At 48.6% G+C, this 18,615-nt stretch carries 14 protein-coding genes and 1 tRNA gene; 2 read left to right on the top strand and 13 right to left on the bottom strand.

All coding sequences use genetic code 11. From position 1 onward, the window contains the following. Window positions 1-186: 186 nt before the first annotated feature. The 4 genes from pgsA to V7P87_RS15300 all read right to left on the bottom strand — a co-directional run bounded on the left by pgsA (window position 187) and on the right by V7P87_RS15300 (window position 3,526). Entirely contained in the window at window positions 187-729 is a 543-nt protein-coding gene (gene pgsA, locus V7P87_RS15285) for a CDP-diacylglycerol--glycerol-3-phosphate 3-phosphatidyltransferase (protein ID WP_333798206.1), read from the bottom strand. 22 nt (window positions 730-751) lie between these two features. Next, on the bottom strand, window positions 752-2,569 hold the full coding sequence (uvrC, locus tag V7P87_RS15290) for an excinuclease ABC subunit UvrC (protein WP_333798247.1): 1,818 nt from the start codon (window positions 2,567-2,569) through the stop codon (window positions 752-754). 28 nt (window positions 2,570-2,597) lie between these two features. After that, window positions 2,598-3,242: a UvrY/SirA/GacA family response regulator transcription factor gene (gene uvrY / locus V7P87_RS15295; RefSeq protein ID WP_442967980.1), complete on the bottom strand. Its 645-nt coding sequence runs from the start codon at window positions 3,240-3,242 to the stop codon at window positions 2,598-2,600. 193 nt (window positions 3,243-3,435) lie between these two features. Then, a tRNA-Ser gene (locus V7P87_RS15300) sits at window positions 3,436-3,526 on the bottom strand. Between the two features lie 208 nt (window positions 3,527-3,734). On the opposite strand from V7P87_RS15300, the gene ansA reads away from it, so the two are divergent. Further along, window positions 3,735-4,751, top strand: coding sequence for an asparaginase (ansA, locus tag V7P87_RS15305; RefSeq protein WP_333798208.1), 1,017 nt, complete (start codon window positions 3,735-3,737; stop codon window positions 4,749-4,751). A gap of 108 nt (window positions 4,752-4,859) precedes the next feature. Here ansA and V7P87_RS15310 read toward each other — a convergent pair whose 3' ends face one another. The 5 genes from V7P87_RS15310 to V7P87_RS15330 form a co-directional block, all read right to left on the bottom strand. Beyond that, entirely contained in the window at window positions 4,860-7,577 is a 2,718-nt protein-coding gene (locus V7P87_RS15310) for a DUF349 domain-containing protein (protein WP_333798209.1), read from the bottom strand. Beyond that, window positions 7,567-7,872 (bottom strand): YeaC family protein, encoded by a 306-nt coding sequence (locus V7P87_RS15315; RefSeq protein WP_333798210.1) that lies wholly within the window; start codon window positions 7,870-7,872, stop codon window positions 7,567-7,569. The genes V7P87_RS15310 and V7P87_RS15315 overlap by 11 nt, the downstream gene beginning before the upstream one ends. 1 nt (window position 7,873) lies before the next feature. Continuing rightward, window positions 7,874-8,197 carry a zinc ribbon domain-containing protein gene (locus V7P87_RS15320; protein ID WP_260657815.1) on the bottom strand — a complete coding sequence of 108 codons (324 nt, stop codon included), beginning with the start codon at window positions 8,195-8,197 and terminating at the stop codon, window positions 7,874-7,876. Between the two features lie 140 nt (window positions 8,198-8,337). After that, a complete protein-coding gene (locus V7P87_RS15325; protein WP_333798211.1) occupies window positions 8,338-9,462 on the bottom strand; it encodes a M14 family metallopeptidase in 1,125 nt (374 codons plus the stop codon). A gap of 156 nt (window positions 9,463-9,618) precedes the next feature. After that, complete coding sequence (locus V7P87_RS15330) at window positions 9,619-11,070, bottom strand: glyceraldehyde-3-phosphate dehydrogenase (protein ID WP_333798212.1); 1,452 nt, start codon at window positions 11,068-11,070, stop codon at window positions 9,619-9,621. Between the two features lie 158 nt (window positions 11,071-11,228). Here V7P87_RS15330 and V7P87_RS15335 point away from each other — a divergent pair, with 158 nt between their 5' ends. After that, entirely contained in the window at window positions 11,229-12,023 is a 795-nt protein-coding gene (locus V7P87_RS15335; protein ID WP_333798213.1) for a DUF2989 domain-containing protein, read from the top strand. A gap of 196 nt (window positions 12,024-12,219) precedes the next feature. Here the strand turns inward: V7P87_RS15335 and msrB are convergent, their stop codons facing one another. From msrB to glgB, 4 genes are all read right to left on the bottom strand, one after another. Continuing rightward, a complete protein-coding gene (gene msrB / locus V7P87_RS15340) occupies window positions 12,220-12,630 on the bottom strand; it encodes a peptide-methionine (R)-S-oxide reductase MsrB (RefSeq protein ID WP_333798214.1) in 411 nt (136 codons plus the stop codon). A 31-nt stretch (window positions 12,631-12,661) separates the two neighbouring features. Then, on the bottom strand, window positions 12,662-14,191 hold the full coding sequence (gene gndA, locus V7P87_RS15345; RefSeq protein WP_333798215.1) for an NADP-dependent phosphogluconate dehydrogenase: 1,530 nt from the start codon (window positions 14,189-14,191) through the stop codon (window positions 12,662-12,664). 137 nt (window positions 14,192-14,328) lie between these two features. Further along, window positions 14,329-16,425, bottom strand: coding sequence for a glycogen debranching protein GlgX (glgX, locus tag V7P87_RS15350; RefSeq protein WP_333798216.1), 2,097 nt, complete (start codon window positions 16,423-16,425; stop codon window positions 14,329-14,331). Continuing rightward, a complete protein-coding gene (gene glgB, locus V7P87_RS15355) occupies window positions 16,425-18,593 on the bottom strand; it encodes a 1,4-alpha-glucan branching protein GlgB (protein ID WP_333798217.1) in 2,169 nt (722 codons plus the stop codon). The genes glgX and glgB overlap by 1 nt, the downstream gene beginning before the upstream one ends. Between the last annotated feature and the right edge of the window lie 22 nt (window positions 18,594-18,615).

Here is an 18,615-nt window from a genome sequence, read left to right on the forward strand (position 1 = left end):
TCGTGACCTCGACCTTGGCAAGGTAGCGCTCTACCAACTGAGCTATGCCCGCATCCAGAAAGGCTATTGCCTTAACACGAGACGCATTCTACTGAGTTTAATAATTCCGTCAACCAGAAACTTGCAGATTGCAAATCGTTTGCTCAAATTTTAACTTGCCTGCCGAATAAAGCAGCAAGTTATTGATTATTGCTTTAAATCCTGCCACGCCGCCTGCAGATAAGCCACCATAGACCAGACAGTTAATAAGGTGGCCAGATACAATAACAGCATGCCCAGCTGAGTGATCCAATCCACAGGTTGCCAGATTAAACCAATCAGCGCCAACATCTGGACTGCAGTTTTCCATTTGCCCATATCAGACACTTTGACCTGAGCGCCACGGCCAACACCGGCCATCCATTCACGTAATCCAGAGATAATAATTTCGCGGCTGATCATTAAAAAAGCTGGAATAGTCACCCACAAACTTTGCATGTCTACGGCTATCAACACTAAAGCAGCTGCAACCATAGCTTTATCGGCAACAGGGTCTAAAAAGGCACCAAATGCAGTGGATTGTTGTAACTTACGGGCCAGGTAACCATCCAATGCGTCGGTGATAGCGGCCAGCCAGAACACAAAAGCGGCCAGAAAACGGGCATGCTCATGGGTGGAATAAAAGCAGAACACAAATACCGGAATTAAGAAAATTCTGAACAAAGTTAACAGATTAGGAATATTCCACATCAATGGGATCTCAAATACGTCATTAGTTTTTATTATGACAAGCCTGATAAATGAGTTCGGCCTGCGTTTTGGATATACCAGGTACTGTTGCCAGCTCCTGTACTGACGCTTTCAGCACGCCCTGTAAACCACCGAGATATTGTAACAAAGCTTGCCGGCGTTTCTCACCTATTCCGGCGATATTTTCCAGCGGACTTTGCACCATTTTTTTCCCTCTTTTGGCTCTGTGTCCGGTAATGGCGTATCTGTGCGCTTCATCACGGATTTGTTGGATTAAATGCAAAGCTGGTGCATCCGGCGGCAAACTCATTTCTTTATCGGTGCCGGCCAGAATGAGTGTTTCTAAACCGGGTTTACGGCTGGTGCCTTTGGCAACCCCAAGCAGTAGCGGTTTTTTTGCTAAATGCCAATCACTGAAAAAAAGAATGGCCTGATTTAACTGGCCCAAACCACCGTCAATCAGCACTAAATCCGGCACTCTGCTTTCATCCTGCAACTTGCCGTATCTTTTATTCAGCGCAAACAGCATGGCGGCGTAATCATCACCAGGCGTAATACCTTCCACATTAAAACGGCGGTATTCACCTTTATCCGGCCCTTCACCGTTAAATACCACACAAGAGGCGATGGTTTGCTGCCCCATGGTATGGCTGATATCAAAACATTCCATCCTTTTGAGTTCACTGAGCTTCAACAAAGCTTTGAGCTCACGGTAGCGCACCGCCATTTGCTCTTTGACACTAAGTTTACTGTTGCAGGCCGTCTCAGCATTTTTTTCTGCCAGGCTTAAATACCGTGCTTTTTCGCCGCGTTTGGCTGCCAGCAGGCTGACTTTATATCCTACCTGCGCGCTAATCGCAGCGCTGATGGCATCTGAATCTTCAAGTTCAATGCCAAGCACCACTTCACGCGGCACCTTCTGGCCACTGATATTGTTTAAATAAAACTGCAGCAAAAAAGCCGGCAGAATTTCGCCGGGTTCGGTCTGATGCGGCACTTTGGGATGATAGGTTTTGCTGCCAAGAATTTTCTGATCACGCACAAAAAGCACATGCACAGCAGCAACCCCATGTGAGTAATGAAAACCAATGACATCCATTTCACTGTGTTCGCCGCTGACACTTTGTTGCTCCTGCACTGTACGCAGCGCGGCAATTTGATCACGCAGCTGCGCAGCCTGCTCAAACTCCAGGTTTTGACTGGCCTGCTCCATCAGCTGCACTAAATCGTCGATCACCAGCTGATTTTTACCGGATAAAAACAATTTAGTTAACCGCACCTGCTCGGCATATGCGCTGTCGGAAATTTTGCCCACACAAGGCGCCGAACAAAGTTTTAACTGATATTGCAAACAGGGTCTGGTACGGGCACGGTAAAAACCATCTTCACACTGGCGTACCGGGAATATTTTCTGCAGTAATTTTAAACTTTCCCACACAGCACCAGCGCTTGGATAAGGGCCAAAATACTGACCGGGCACTTTACGCGGCCCGCGATGGGAGGTTAAACGTGGATGCTTGTGATCGGTCAACAAAATATAAGGATAAGATTTATCGTCACGAAGCAGCACATTGTATTTGGGCATAAACTGCTTGATGAGGTTATTTTCTAAGATCAGCGCTTCAGTTTCGCTATGGGTGACAATAATTTCCACATGCTGAATTTGGCTGACTAAAGCGCGGGTTTTAACCCCGGGCACATTCACCCGAAAATAACTCGACAGGCGTTTTTTTAAATCTTTGGCCTTGCCGACATAAATCACTGTCTCTTCGGCATTAAGCATACGATATACCCCCGGCAACTGAGGTACAGTTGCCAGAAATGCTTTGGCATCAAAGATAGTTTGGGAAGACGGCAAAATCAGAGGCTCAGACGATGTCAATCATACCGTGACGCAGTGCCAGGTGAGTCAGCTCTACATCCCCGCTGATCGCCAGTTTTTCAAACATCCGGTAACGATAAGAATTCACTGTTTTGGCACTGACATTCAGCTGCTCGGCAATGTCATTGACCTTCTGCCCTTTGGTGATCATCAGCATAATTTGCAGCTCACGTTCAGACAGCTCATCAAACGGATTGGCGCTACTGGACTGAATTTTACTCAGTGCCATTTTTTGCGCCACTTCATCGGAAATATACCTTTGCCCCGCGGCCACTTTGCGAATAGCTTCAATCATTTCTTTAGGGGCGGCATTTTTTGAAATAAAACCGGCAGCGCCCATTTGCATCACTTTGGTGGGCACCGGCTCTTCAAAAGAAACCGACAACGCCAGCACTTTAATGTCAGGGCAATAATGCAGAATACGTTTAGTGGCCGCCATACCGCCAATGCCGGGCATATTCATATCCATCAGCACAACATCAGGGGTCACCACATCAGCTGATTCATTGCGGCAGTAGCTTATTGCCTGTTCGCCCGAGCTGGCTTGTGCCACCACCTTGATGCCACGCTCATCATTCAGGATCCGGCTGATCCCGGTTCTGACCAGTTCATGATCATCAACCAACAACACGTTAATCAATTGTGGCTCCGCAGAATAAAAACCTGACCCAAATGAGGGTGTTAATGTTCGCTAGCATAGCTGAGCGCAACTGAATTTGCTACGGTAAAAACAGGCACTGTCAGAGGTCGGCGCAGAGCGTGGCGGCAATAAAAATGGCAGGCGCAAAAACAAAAAAACCACCTGTCAGGTGGTTTAGAAGAAGTGGCGGAGAGAAAGAGATTCGAACTCTTGAAGGGCTACTAACCCTCGCCGGTTTTCAAGACCGGTGCATTAAACCACTCTGCCATCTCTCCGCGATGGACGGCATGATAGAAAGTCTGACAAAAGTTGTAAAGTGGTTTTTTTCACGAAACGGTTTGTTTGCTCAGCTTTTCACCAGAAGCCGTCTGTTCTGTACACAAAAAAAACGGACGGCAACCACAAATGAAACTGCAGCACAGACCAGACTGACAGCACTGCGCTAAAAGTTTACACTAGTGAAAAAACCAGAGCCCTGCCCTTATGTCACAAAAACGAATTTATGTTGCTTACACCGGCGGTACCATTGGTATGCAAAAATCGGCCAACGGTTATATTCCGGTGCCCGGATTTTTGTCAGATACAGTCAAAGCCATGCCGGAATTTTACCGCCCCGAGATGCCACAGTTTGATATTCATGAATATCATCCGGTGATTGACTCATCCGATATGACACCAGCCCATTGGTTACATATTGCCGAAGATATCCGCGCCCATTATGACGATTATGACGGTTTTGTGGTGTTACACGGCACCGACACTATGGCCTACACAGCGTCAGCTTTGTCTTTTATGCTGGAAAACCTGACCAAACCTGTGATTATCACCGGCTCGCAAATTCCTCTGGCACAGCTGCGCTCCGACGGTCAGGTGAATTTACTCAATTCGTTATATCTGGCCGCGTATTACCCTATTGCTGAAGTGGCTTTGTATTTTAATAACCAGCTGTTTCGGGGCAACAGAGCCACCAAAGCAGATGCGGATGGTTTTAATGCTTTTGCCTCGCCTAACTTCCCGCCGCTACTGCAGGCCGGTATTCATATTGAAATGCTGGCCGGCCAACTTGCAAGCTCAGCACCAGCTGCACCGCTCAAAGTGGCGAAAATTACACCACAACCTATCAGCGTGGTGACCTTATACCCAGGCATTAGCGTGGATGTGATTAAAAATATGGCGGCAGCGCCAGTGCGGGCTTTAATTATCAAATCTTATGGTGTCGGCAACGCACCTCAGGATCCAGCGCTTCTCAGCACCCTCAAAGAAGCATCAGAGCGCGGCACTATTATTGTGAACTGCACCCAATGTTTTAAAGGCAAAGTAAATATGGGCGGTTACGCCACCGGCAACGCACTGCGTTTATCCGGGGTGATCAGCGGTTATGATATGACGCTGGAAGCAACCCTGACCAAACTGCATTATTTACTCAGTCAGCCACTAAACGCCGAACAGATCCGCGCCCAGATGCAAACCAGTTTAAGAGGCGAACTGACGACGGGCTAAGAAGCACCTTGTCGCAACAACCTTAGGTAAAGACATAAACTGATTTGCCATAAAAAAGCCCTGATATTGACAGGGCTTTTTTACTAAGGCGTTTAAAAGTTATCTGCTTTATTGCGATGGCAGATAAATAGCTTTAAGTCTGGCTAACAAAGGTTTTTCCGCCTGAGTGACAACACCATATTGTAGCCAGCGCGACAACAACTGAGGTTGGGTGACAGCTTCACCACTGTTGTGTTTGTCACTCAGCAGCTGCATTTGTACGTGCTGACGCCGCCCCTGCAAATCTGCCGGTGAATCCACTTTGGCCAGCCATTCCAGCGCCAGTGTTAAGTCAGCACGCGACAGTTGTTTTTCCTGCTGCTGATTAAACACCAAACGGTAAATCGGCGGGAAATCAGTGAGTTCAGGCTTATCTTTGTCAAGCGCAGCAAATAACTGACGATAGCTGTCAAGCTCAGCATTTTGTTGTAAGTCGGCTAAACGTTGTTGTAACTGCTGCTTTAAGTTTTTGACATCGGCGGCTTGTGTCTCATCGACTGCTTTAAACTGCGCCAGCTGCTGTAACTGTTGCTGAATAGATTTTTCATCAGTCGCGGCTACCACAGCTTCAGTGAGCGCGGCCAGTACTTCAGCCTGAGCGTCACGCTCGGCACTCAGCTGTTGCTGCATGGCCTGTTTTGCCAAAGTGCGGCTTTCAAACCAGCTGTCACAAGCTGCTCTGAATTGCTGCCACAACTGCTGGTCCTGGGTTTTACCGGCATAACCCAATAACTTCCATTGTTGCTGCAGAATTTTAAGCTCGCTACCGGCCTGTTCATTCGGGTTCTTTGCCAGCTCTTGCGCTGCTTGCACCAACGCAGCTTTATGTTCCGCATTTTGCTGTTGCTGAGCTTTTTGCTGTTCTTTCAGGCTATTCAGCAGCTGTTGGAACTGCGGCTGCAACTTCGCATACAGCTCTTTTTCCACCACACCACTTTGCTGCCAGTCTTTGCTGAACTGGGTGATCAGGCTATCCAGCGTTTTTCCGCTGACATTCTGTACTACAGCTTCCTGCATCCTGGCCAGCAACTGTGTTTTACGTTCAGCACTTTGTGCGCGTTCGGCATCCAGCTTTGCGAAATAGTCACGGCATGGCGCAAAAGCAAGCTCGCAGGCACTGTTAAAAGCGTCATTTAACTGCGTCTCTAACTCAGCATCGGCGCGGCCCAGCGTATTCCACTGTGCTCTGGCATTTTTTACCGCAGCGGCACGTTCAGTTGGTGTGATGTCGGTCGCCTCTGCCAGCTGCTGCATGGTTTCAACCAGCTGCTGTTTGCGTGGCGTGGCAATATAAGCCTGTAAATCCGCTAAATCCTGCACCTGGGCTTCCAGCTGCTGATAGTCTTTTTGCAGGCTTTGTTGCTGCACAGCACCCAGCTGCTGATAGTCAGCGCTGATGCCTTTAAAAAGACCAAATAACACATTAAATTTACCGGCCTGATGCAGGCGTTTAAATTCGGCCATTTTGCTTTTTAACAAGCGTAATGTTTTATCCTGTTGCGCGAGCATAGGCTCACAGTGCTCACGCCACTGCTGCACCAGCTGCTGATAACTGCTGCTGAAACTTTCCGGCATCAGCTGTTTCAGCACTTTATATTGCCGTTGCCACTGCTGTTGCCATTGTTTGAAGGCCTGATAGGCGGCATCCACATCATCACCCTGTTGTGGCAAGGTCCGGGTGGCGGCTTCGGCCAATAAGCGGGCGGCCTGCGCCATGGCGTCGGCCAGCGCTGGTAATTGCTCCAGCTGCCGGGCTATATGCTGCAGTTGCTGATTCAGCTGTGTTTGGCCAGAAGCAGGTAAATCGGCAGCCTGAACTGTGGCAACCAATTGATCCAGCTGCTGCTGATATCCGGCAGCCATAGTCAGTTCAGCCTCACCAAGCGCTGTAGCAAGCACCTGTTCCAGCGCTGTAACTTCTTGCTGTATCTGTTCAAAACGCTGTTGTGCAGCTAATTGCGCCGCCAGCTGCTGCTGGGCTTTGGCAAATTCTGCCAGTTTAGGGGCCAGCGAGCGTTCGGTCAGGCTGACCACTTTATTATATTTTTCAATAAAATCTGCTGCATCTGACAGGCAATCAAGCTCGGGCACTAACTGCTGCCATTCCTGCTGATAAGCCTGATACTTTTGTTGCAGTTCAGCCAGGTCCGTTTTTTCCCGCACTGAATTGAGTTTAGCCAGCAGCAACACCACTTGTTTGCGGATGCGCTCCGGCTTTTGTTTTTGCTCAGCATGTGCAGCTAATAAAGAGTCCGCAAACTGACGTAGTTCACCGGTTAAACTGCGGCTTAGTTTTTCCAGCGTTTTGTCATCGTCAAGCTGGGTCAATAATTGCTGACGCTGAGTCAGGCTCAGGCTGCTGTCCAGCACCGCCTGCTGGAATAAATCCTGACGGCCCAGACGCTGTAATAAGCTGAATTTCAGCTCAGCGTCCTGTTCGGTTTGCGCTAACTTTTCCAGAATACTGCTGCGGTTACATTCGCTGATAAACTGAGCTTTTAAATGCGGCGACACTTTGTTTTCCAACAACATTTGTACCAGCTGTTGTTCAGCAAAATGTTTCAGCCGCTCTGCTGGTTCATGTTTACTGGCTTGCCACCATAACGAAAACTCGTTTAACCGCTCAAGCGCAGTGCGGCGCACTGCTTCGGCACCGTCGTTAAAGGCGAGCTCGTGCAGGATCTCTTTCTGCGCCGGTGTTTTTTGATCAAGTTCGGCAATTGCCAACTGACGGATTGCAGCATTTTCATGCTGCCATTTTGGCTTAAACCAACGTTTAAAGATCATCATGCGAAAACCTTGCAATAGCATCCATAGCTGCAGGCGCCGGGGCGGCTGCTCCAGCGAATTGTTTTTTCATATCGGATTTGGATTTGACCACCATTTGGCCGTCAGCTCCCACGGTAAAGGGTTCGTCTGAACGCAGAACTTTGGCCTGATAAGCCATCACCAGTTGCATACTCTGTGCATGCTGCTGATCGCTCATCACAGTGCCGTCCGCCCAGCGTTTTGTGGCAACACATTCCACCAGATTCTGGTAAGTTTCTGCAGACATGGCTGCAACCAAGGCATGAAAATCCATGTTATTTTCTCTTGTACATCACAATGCGGACTTTGGTCACAAGGTACCACACACAACCCACCACCATAGCGGCATAGAGTGCTTTTTGCTGCCATGAATCCGGCTCGGGTGATTGATAATAAAACCAGGTGAAACTGCCCAGAAACAGCACCAACGCCAACATGGCATGATTGTTCAGCTGTTGCCCTTTGGCCAGCCGATTGTCCCGCTGCATACGTTTTAAGGTTTCAACTGAAATTTCCGACAGATTGTTGCCGCAATGGTTACAGCTGGCAGCTTTATCTGAGACTCTTTTATCGCAGTAAGGACAAGCAATAATCGCCATATACATCACCTCTTTTGACAGCGCACTATAAAGCAAATGACTGCTGTTGCAAACCATAGCCACGGCTTGTTTTGTGCTCTGACCGATAAAAAATGGCACCTTGAAGGTGCCATTTGTGAAAGATAACCGGGCTATTCAGTTTATAACTGATCAACCACTGCGCGCACAGCAACCAGCGTATCCTGACCCAGTTTCATTGAACGAACATCAGACCAGCCAAATTGTTCATCCGGCAGATTGGCGTTGTCTTTAAACGGCATTTCGAAGGTATAAGAGAGACACTTAAACTGCTCCGCCACCCAGGTCGAAGCAATGGTCAGATTGGCCTGACCCGGCGCGTCCAGCTCATAACCAAACTTGGTCTGAAATTCCGGAGTTGCCGTTAACAAAGCTTGTTTAAAGGCAGTTTCCAGCGCGGCCATTTTACTATTGTACGATGGCACACCTTCGGCACCGGCGACAAAGTTGTATGGAAGGTTTTCGTCACCATGGATATCCAGGAACATGTCCACACCCAGTTCCAGCATTTTTTGACGCACCAGATAAACTTCCGGGCTTTTTTCCATACTTGGCGTTTGCCATTCGCGGTTCAGGTTGACACCGGCTGCGTTGGTACGTAAATGACCTCGTACACTGCCGTCCGGGTTCATATTGGGGACCACATAAAACACCGCTTTTTGCAGCAGTTCACGCGCCACACCATCATCTTCATCCAATAAACGGTCTAATAAACCTTCGATAAACCATTCAGCCATGGTTTCACCCGGATGTTGACGTGCAGTGATCCAGATTTTCTTTTTACCTTCAGCCGGCTCACCGACGACCAGCATGCTCATGTCACGGTTATCCAGGGTGTTGCCCAAATCAACCAGCTGGCACATGCCACTTGCCTGCGCCTGGCTTAATAAGTCCATATGGCGCTCGTAGCTGTATGGTGCAAAATAGGCAAAATACACCGACTCAGCTTCAGGGTAATGATGAATGGTCAGCTCTTTGCCATCATATTCGGTTGGCACACGGAACCAGGTTTCACGATCATAAGAAGCAACGGCCTGATAGTCAGCCCAGCCGCCAGGGTAAGCTGAAGTGGCGACATTGGTAATTTTAATGGTATGAGGCTCAAAACTTTCTGAATGCAGCCGGAAATGGAACCATTGATAAAAATCTGAATTATGGTCTTTGCGAATGGCCAGCTGGATGTTATCAACGCTATCGGCCTGAATAACTTCGATATTACCGCTGTCAAAATTACTGGTAATTTTCATAACTGAAGGTTCCGTCAATGTAAAAAAGGTGCTGAGGTTAACACAGTCTGGCTGTGCTGAAAATGCAACGGCATGCCAAAGTCGTACTGCAGTGTCGGTTTGGGGATCATCAATAATAAAGCCGCACTAGGCGGCTTTATTCACAACACAATTTGATTAACGTGCCAGTGGCAATGTTGGGTAAGAAATACCCGCCATTTCGTTCATCACACGGATCACCTGAGTGCTGTAACCAAACTCGTTGTCATACCACACGTACAACACACAGCGGTCGCCATCGACGATAGTGGCCTGAGAATCCACCACACCGGCGTAACGTGAACCCACTAAATCGCTGGAGACGATTTCAGTGGAGCTGGTGTAGTCAATTTGGTCCTGCAATTCAGAGAACAACGACACTTTTTGCAGATAAGCATTCAGCTCGTCACGGTTGGTTTCTTTATTCAGGTTTAATGACAAAATTGCCATAGACACGTTGGGTGTCGGCACCCGAATGGCGTTGCCGGTCAGTTTACCTTTTAGTTCAGGCAAAGCTTTGGCAACCGCAGAAGCTGCACCGGTTGACGTGAGCACCATGTTCAGTGGTGCAGCACGGCCACGACGTTCAGCTTTGTGATAGTTATCAATCAGGTTCTGGTCGTTGGTATAAGAGTGCACAGTTTCAACGTGACCATTTTTAATACCATATTCGTCATTTAACGCTTTTAATACCGGTGTAATGGCATTGGTGGTGCAGCTGGCAGCAGAAACGATATTGTCTTCTTTGCTAATCATCTTGTGGTTTACACCATAAACCACGTTTTTCACATTGCCTTTGGCCGGCGCTGTTAACAACACTTTGGCAGCACCTTTGGCTTTAAAGTGAATCGACAGTTCCTGATCGTCTTTCCAGATCCCGGTGTTATCAACCACTAAGGCGTCATGAATACCATAAGCGTTGTAATCCACCTGCTCTGGCGAGTCGGCATAAATCACTTTGATAAAGGTACCGTTGGCTTTAATACCACCGTTTTCCTGATCCACAGTGATGCTGCCGTTAAATGGGCCATGGATAGAGTCACGACGCAATAAACTTGCACGTTTTTCTAAATCGCCTTTACGGCCTCCGCGCACCACAATGGCACGCAGACGTAATTTGGCACTTGGGCCGGCGCGTTCAATCATCAGGCGCGCCAATAAACGACCGATACGACCAAAACCATACAGCACCACGTCTGTTGGTTTGATGTTGTCGTCGTGGTCTAATAAATCTTCCAGCTCGCGCTGTAAATATTGTTCCAGCGTTAAACCTTCAGCGGCATTTTTGTAATGATAAGCAAAAGCCAGCTTACCAAGGTCGATACGACCCGGAGCCAGATTCATTTTGCTGATGGCTTCAAGCACCGGGAAGCTCTCACGCAACCGCAGTTTTTGTTGTTCAAAACGCTCAACCGTTTTATGAGATTTAATGATATCGATAGTGGTCGCATTCACCAATGGTTTGCCGTAAACCACCAGTTCAACAGCTTTGTTACGGTATAACCGGCCGATGATCGGCTGCATGTTTTCAGCAATTTCCTGGCGTTCCTGCCAGCTGCGTTGATACTGTTCTTCGTGAGATAAGGTCATGCTGTCGCCTTCTACTTCGTAAGTTAAATCAGTTGAGTGTAGGGTTGCCTGACGCGAGGCGGCTTATTGTAATTGAATTGGTAATACTACAACAACAATTACAAAAGATTTTTTCGGTGCTATTGGTTATGATAAAAATCGCCTTTGTGGAGATGCTTATGAAATTATGGTACGTCAGTCCTTTGCTGCTTAGCCTGGTCGCCTGCGGTGGAAAAGAATTAACAGTCAATCAGGTCTGTGAGGAAAAACCGGGCATTTGCAGTGACTTAAATGACGATTCTCACTGCAAGCTGGAACGCAGAGACGTTATTTTCGGCCGTTATGACGAGCAAAAAATGCCGTCGGACAAGAACAAATATAAATTGCTGATAGGTTTTGAAAAATACTCAAAATGTATCGAACTTGCTTCCGGCATCGAACATATCAAGCTGAAAGAGAAAAAAACCACCAGAGTAAATGGTTATCTGACCAGCCTTAAAGAAATCAAAAGACTGAATGATGAAACAATCAGCTCTTTGGATCCGAACCTGCTGCATTACCATTGGTCGCGCAACCAGAGTGAATCTCATCTGGCGAAGTTTTTACAGGCTGAACAGAAAAAAGAACTGGAAACCCCAGAGCTCCAAATCGCTCTTGCCAGTTACTACATGAAACGCAATCCACAAAAAACCATTGATATTCTGCATCATGCACTGAGTCTGTATCCGGCAGCGGCCGAGGTGGATCCGGAAATATATACAGCCCTGACCACTATTTATTACAAACAGAAAAAATTTCCCCAGTCTTACCACTGGGCATTACTGGCTGAAAATGCGGGTGTACAACGTATTGAATTTAAAAACATTAAATCGGAACTGGCTCAGCAAAAAATTGAAACAGACAGTATTGAAGATATCGCCGATACCACTATTGACAGCATCCAGCAAGGTCGGTTTAAAGTACCTGCGTTCTGAGGTGATGGCCCACTTAACTACAAAAGTTTGCCGGATAACGTCAGGCCAGTTTACAGGATAAAAAGATGTACAGATAAAAAAACCGTTGAGTAACTCTCAGCGGTTTTTTTATCTTTTCAGGCGGACAGTCTCAGCACTTGGTGAAATCTTGACAACGGCACTTGTCACGACAAGCGGCACAGCAAGATTCGAATACTCAGCGGCCTGAACCTTGTGATGTTTCCTTATCGCTGTCGACAAAACTTAACGACACCGAATTTACACAGTACCTTTGCCCTTCGGGTAAAGGGCCATCGTCAAACACATGCCCAAGGTGAGCATCACAAGCTGCACATAAAATTTCCGTGCGTTGCATACCATGGCTGTTATCCGGTAGATAACGCACTTTGCCCGGCAAAGCACGGCTAAATGAAGGCCAACCACAACCTGAATCAAACTTAGCCGCAGAATCAAACAACTCTGCATCACAACAAACACAATGGTAAACACCGGTTTTTTCGTTATGTAACAGAGCGCCGCTATAAGGATATTCTGTGCCTTTTTGCCGCGTGACGTAAAACTGCTCGTCACTGAGTCGTTCACGCCACTGCGCTTCTGTCAGCTTCATCGGGCCTCCGTTACGTTACAAAAAATCTGGTTTATTTTACTTTAACCATGGGACGACCGGCAGCACTCCAGTCAACATGGAAAAACTTACCTTTGCTCTTATCAGTGCGCTCAAAGGTGTGAGCACCAAAATAATCACGTTGGCCCTGTAATAAATTGGCCGGTAATACCGCAGTGCGGTAAGAGTCGTAATAACTGAGCGCTGAACTTAATGCTGCCACCGGCACGCCTAACAAAGTAGCGTCAGCCACTGCACGGCGCCAGTTCATCTGATACACCGAAATTTGTTTGGCAAAAAACGGGTCAACCAGCAGATTGGCCAGCTCATCATTACGCTCATAAGCGTCGGTAATGGACTGCAAAAATACCGCGCGGATAATACAACCAGCCCGCCAGATTTTGGCAATTTCGGCAAAATTCAGCTGCCAGCCGTGCTCAAGGCCTGCAGTTTTCATCAAATCAAAGCCTTGAGCATACACACAAATTTTGGCGCAGTATAAAGCGTCATGCAGCTGGGCTATGACCTGTGCCCTTTTGGCTTCGGTCGGTTTATCCTGCACCGGGCCCGCCAGCAAGGTAGAAGCGGCCACCCGCTGCTCTTTTAACGTAGAAATAGAACGGGCATATACAGCTTCGGCAATAGTGGGCGCTGGGCAGCCAAGTTCCAGACTGCTGACGGCTGTCCATAAACCTGTGCCTTTTTGACCTGCTTTATCCAGAATCACATCGACCAGTGGCAAGCCGGTTTCAGAGTCTTTGGTGGCCAGCACTTCGGCGCTGATTTCCATCAGGTAACTGTTCAGAATGCCCTGATTCCACTCTTTAAAGACAGCGGCAACCTCCTGTGCTGTCATACCGAGGGCGTCACGCATCACCTGGTACACTTCACAAATCAGCTGCATATCGGCGTATTCAATACCGTTGTGCACCATTTTGACATAATGGCCAGAACCGCCGGCGCCAATATAAGTGGCACAAGGCTCGCCTTCTGTCACAGGATTACCTGGTTCAAAACGTTCAATAGGACGGCCTGTGGTTGGGTCTACTTTTGCTGCAATAGCGCGCCAGACAGGCTCAATGCGGGTCCATGCATAAGGGTCACCACTTGGCATTAATGAAGGGCCAAAACGGGCGCCCACTTCGCCACCGGATACGGCAGTACTAAAGAAAATAAACTTGCCTTCGTAACTTTTTTCGCGCCGTACCGTGTCTGTCCACAGACTGTTCCCCGTGTCCACAATAATGTCATCGGCCTGAATACCGGCGTCTATTAATTTAGAACAGACATCATCCACAGGTTTACCGGCCGGCACCGACAAAATAATCAGATGCGGGCGGCTTAACTTGGCCAATAACTCAGTATATGAACTGCATGCCACCACCCGGCCGCCACGGCCATTGGTTTCCTGCACATCTTGCTGGATCACAGATTCAAGTTTTTTATGGTCAAGGTCAAAAGCGGCAACACGGTAGCCATGATCGGCCAGATTCAGAATGAGGTTTTTCCCCATCACACCCGCGCCTACAAAACCAATGTCACACTGTACTGTTGTATCTGTCATCAAAGCATTCTCCGAACTGCCGGCTCTGCAAAATGCCGGCGATTATACTGGAAAAGCCACTCAGAAAGCAGCGAAAAGGGAAAAAGATTATGCTGTTCAGACCATTGCAGTTGCACTGTAGCGGCCATAGTGCCCGGCTAATAACAACCTTGTTCCAGCCAAATCGACAGCGAACTCCCCTGCTGCAGATAGCTGGCGGCACCCTGGGTTAATACGGAACTCAGACCTTGCTCAAAAGCGGTGTCAAGCACACAGTGCCACTGCGCAGACGGCAGCGTCACCTCTATAGCCGTAGCGCTAGCGTTGATGCTAATGAGCAGCTGATGGGCCGTACTGGTATTGCGGATAATAAACACACAATAACTGACACTGCTGTCGTACCAGTCAGTTTCGGTTTTTAACCGGCCATCACTTTGATACCAGTCAATCTGATGTTTATCACCATGCAGCTGATAATGATCGTCCAGCAAAGATAACTGCTGCAGACAACTGTACTGCTTACGAAGGGCAATCATTTGTTTGACAAAACTTAAAAACTGCGTTGCATGATAATCCAGCTGCCAGTTTAGCCAGCTGATGTCATTGTCCTGACAATAAGCATTGTTATTGCCTTGCTGACTGTGACTCAGCTCATCCCCACCCAGCCAGTGCACTATGCCCTGGCTTAACAGCAAACAGGCCGCCAGATTACGTTTATGCAAAAAACGTTTAGCCAGCACCTCGGCATTACTGGTGGGCCCCTCCACACCATAATTGACGCTCAAATTATGATCGTGACCGTCGCGGTTTTGCTCGCCGTTCAGCCAGTTGTGTTTATGCTGATAACTGACTAAATCCTGCAGTGTAAAACCATCGTGATAGCTGATGTAGTTCACCGAGCAGCAGGCTGGTCTGTGATGTTTCTGAAAAATATCACGCGAGCCAAGCAGTCTGGTGGCAAATTCAGCCAGAGTGCCACTGTCTCCGCGCCAGAAACTGCGCACTGAATCGCGGAATTTGTCGTTTAGTTCAGACCACAAAGCCGGAAATTGGCCAAGCTGATAACCATAAGGCCCAACATCCCAGGGCTCAGCAATCAGTTTGGCCTGCGACAACACCGGATCTTGCGCCACTATTTGTAAAAAAGCGGCATAAGGGCTAAATCTTTTGTGCTCGCGCGCCAGTGTGACAGCCAAATCAAAACGAAAACCATCCACCTGCATCTCGGTCAGCCAATAACGCAGCGCGTCCAGCACCAGTTTTTGTGTGGCCGGATTGGCAATATTTAGTGTATTGCCACAGCCGCTGTAATTGGCATACTGCTGATAGTCGGTAATATCAGCATGACTTTCAAAAAGATAATAATGCCGGTTGGCAAGGCCCCTGAAACTTAAGCTGTAACCTTCTGCCTCAGCACTGTGGTTAAACACCACGTCGAGGATCACCTCAATGCCATGCTGATGATAAGTGCGCACCAGGGTTTTAAATTCGCTGACCGCATCTTCCAGCTGATATCGGGGATCAGGCGCAAAAAAATTAATCGGGTTATAACCCCAATAATTGCTGAGTTTGAGCTTTTCCAGCCGGGGTTCACTCATAAAAGCCGCCACTGGCAACAACTGCACTGACGTAATGCCAAGCTCAGTTAAATGCGCCATTATGGCCGGGTGACACATGCCCAGGTAGGTGCCACGCAGCTCTTCAGGCACATCGGGGTGCAACGCCGTCATACCTTTCACATGGGCTTCATACACAATAGTTTTTTCGCGAGGAATTTGAGGTTTCATCGCACCTTGCCAGTCAAAATCCGCCTGACCAAGCACAGCTTTGGCCAACATATAATGACTTCGGCCCTGATAAAGCCGGTCATTGAACACCAGAGCGCGATTCAGCTGGCGGGCATAAGGGTCTATTAATAACCGCTCGGCATCAAAACAGAGCCCTTGCTCCACCAGCATAGGACCGCCAGCTTTCAGGCCGTATAAAGTGCCTGTTGCCACCCCCACCACCGCCAGATGCCAAATGTCACCGGTACGGGCAGTAAAAGGCAATTCCGCCAGCGGCTCTTCGGTGTCAGCACAATACAGGCATAAGGTCAGCGCCGTGGCGTCTGGGGCAAAAACGGCAAAATTCCAGCCATCATCCTGCCTGCTTGGCCCCAGTGGTGCAGGCCTGCCCACACCGCAGACAAAGGCAGTGTTTTGGCTAAAAGTTGCCAGCATACCGCCAGCCTCTGACCGGTAATCGCTGCTCATCAGCTTAACCGCCGGCGCAGATACAAGGTGGATAACGGCGGTAAATCCAGCTGTAACTGCCAGCCCGGATTATAAACGCCTTGATTGGCCGACAAATGGCTGCCCACCGGATAATTGCTGCCCCAGTAATAGTTGCTGTCTGAATTGAGGATCACCTCATAATCACCGTGCTGCTCCACATCCAGTAAATAAGCCGGCCTTGGCACTGGGGTGAAGTTGCACACCACATACAAGACTTCACCGGCCTGGCTGTAACGCTTAAAGGACAAGGTGCTATGGTCGGCATCCTGATGTTCTATCCAGGCAAAACCGGCCGGTTCGTGATCAAGCTGATGCAAAGCTGCGCAGCGGCGGTAGGTATAGTTCAGATCCCGTACCAGCTGCTGTACACCCCGGTGCTTTTCAAAGTCCAGCAAGAACCAGGGCAAGGCCTGATTGTGATTCCACTCTGTGCCCTGCCCAAACTCATTGCCCATAAAATTCAGCTTTTTGCCCGGATGCGCAAACATAAAAGCATAATAAGCGCGTAAGTTGGCGGCTTGTTGCCACTCATCACCCGGCATTTTGTTCAGAATACTGCCTTTGCCATGCACCACTTCGTCGTGTGACAGCGGCAGAATAAAGTTTTCGCTAAAGGCGTACACCATGGAAAAAGTCAGGTCGTTGTGGTGAAACTTGCGGTAAGCCGGATCTTTACTGATATACCTCAGGCTGTCGTTCATCCAGCCCATATTCCATTTAAAACCAAAACCAAGACCGCCAAGGTCGACAGGCCGGCTCACACCATGGAAAGAGGTGGACTCTTCCGCGATAGTGATGGCTTTGGGGAACTGGGCGTACACTTCCTGATTCAGCCACTTTAACAAGCTGATGGCTTCGTAGTTGTGATTGCCACCGTCCACATTCGGGATCCACTCGCCATGCTCGCGCGAGTAATCCAGGTACAGCATGGAAGCAACAGCGTCTACCCGCAAACCGTCAATATGGAAGTGGTCCAGCCAATACAGCGCGCTGGCCACTAAAAACTGCCGCACATAATCTTTGCCGTAATCATAAATGCAGGAATTCCAATCCGGATGCCAGCCACGGCGTGGATCGGCATATTCATACAAATGGCCACCATCAAAGCGGGCCAGACCATGGCCATCTTCCGGAAAATGCGCCGGCACCCAGTCTAAAATCACGCCGATACCGGCCTGATGGCAGGCATCGACAAAAGCTTTAAATTGATCCGGAGTGCCAAAACGTGAAGTCGCCGCAAAAAGCCCAAGCGGCTGATAACCCCAGGAACCTGAATACGGATGCTCCATCACAGGTAACAGCTCAATATGGGTGTAACCCAGATCTTTGACATAAGGTATAAGGCTTGTTGCCAACTCAGGATAAGTCAGAGGCGAACCATCGGTATGGGTGCGCCAGGAGCCCAGATGCACTTCATAAATGCTCATCGGGCTTTGATAAGGCAGATGTTCCCGCTGTAACCACTGGCTGTCCTGCCACTGATATTTGCTGTGATCAAACACCAATGACGCATGAGACGGGTATTGTTCGGCAGCAAAAGCTAAAGGATCGGCTTTATGCGGTAATAAATGACCGCTGGCGTCTTTAATTTCGTATTTGTAGCGAACCCCTTCGCCCACCTGCGGCAACACCAACACCCAGTGGCCACACTGGGTACGTTCCATCGGATGGCAACGGCCATCCCAGTCGTTCATATCGCCGATTAAACTCACCGCACTGGCGTGTGGCGCATACACAGCAAAACGGGTGGCTTTGTGCGTTTTTTTGCCCAGTTGCAGGCTGATGATCTGAGCGCCAAGCTGGCTGTACAGATTCTCTGGTCGCATATGAACATAATGCACCGCATAAAATGCTTCTTCCTTAAACTGATAGGGATCCAGCAGTTCATACTGATATTGCCCCTGCGTTACCTTCAGTTTATACAGCTCAGTTTTGCGTTTACGCGGCAGCTGCAGGGTAAAAACGCCTGGGACTGAGTTATCTTCGTTCATCTGGCCCCAGCTGCTGTGATCGTCAAAGCCCAGCACTTCAACAGCTCTCGCTTTGGGCAAATACACCCGAATCAACCAGCCTTTATCTGCTTTTTGCCAGCCCAATAAGGCAAATGGATGGGCACAACGAACTTCAGCTAACGAGGCAAGACTCATAACATATCCTTTGACATTGACA

This window comes from Rheinheimera sp. (genome assembly GCF_036782235.1).
Taxonomy (GTDB): Bacteria; Pseudomonadota; Gammaproteobacteria; order Enterobacterales; family Alteromonadaceae; genus Pararheinheimera.